The sequence below is a fragment of the Flavivirga rizhaonensis genome, assembly GCF_004791695.1.
Lineage (GTDB): Bacteria > Bacteroidota > Bacteroidia > Flavobacteriales > Flavobacteriaceae > Flavivirga > Flavivirga rizhaonensis.
The window spans coordinates 1-606 of sequence record NZ_SRSO01000077.1 but is presented as its reverse complement, the minus strand read 5'-3'; the positions used below and the strand labels follow the sequence as shown (position 1 = coordinate 606).

Below are 606 nucleotides of genomic sequence, written 5' to 3'. Positions count from 1 at the left end.
ATTACAAGGAAAAAGTATTAAACTTCAAAACCACCATAAGCCCCAACGAACAAAGTGGGCAGCTTGGGTTGTTGGACGGATCGGTGGATGGAAAGGCTATGACTCACAAGGACCGCCTGGCGTGATTACTTTAAAACGAGGTTTGGATAGATTATCATATATAATAGAAGGAACTAAACTCATAAAAGATGTGGGTACACCGTAGCTTCCGGCAGGCAGGCTCCTCAATAGCTACGCTATATACGTTCAAGTAAAATATATTTTACTCTCCGTAGCATTCGGAATGACATAGTTTCTTTATTAAAACAATTAAACAACTGATTGTTAAGTTTTAATATATTGAGCTCACGTTATATTATAATGTTAAGAGTTCATTAAAACGGTTGTTAAAGTCTCTTAAATGTTAATTATTCAGATTATAAAATACTTTAATTTGAAGAACAACAACTATTAAAACAAAAATGAAATACTTCATTTTTATGGATCAATCCCAAAAGTTGTGTGTGAATTCAAAGTAGAATGATATTTTTGTAAAAAAAAGAAGATTGGATCCATATATTGACCTACTGAAAGTTCTCTTGCCAGAGCTATTGATTACCCATTTTG

At 33.0% G+C, this 606-nt stretch carries 1 pseudogene; it reads left to right on the top strand.

Annotation, left to right across the window (positions count from 1 at the left end):
- Nucleotides 1–205 (top strand): annotated as a pseudogene (locus tag EM932_RS21010) (hypothetical protein); the annotation flags it as partial.
- Nucleotides 206–606 lie beyond the last annotated feature (401 nt).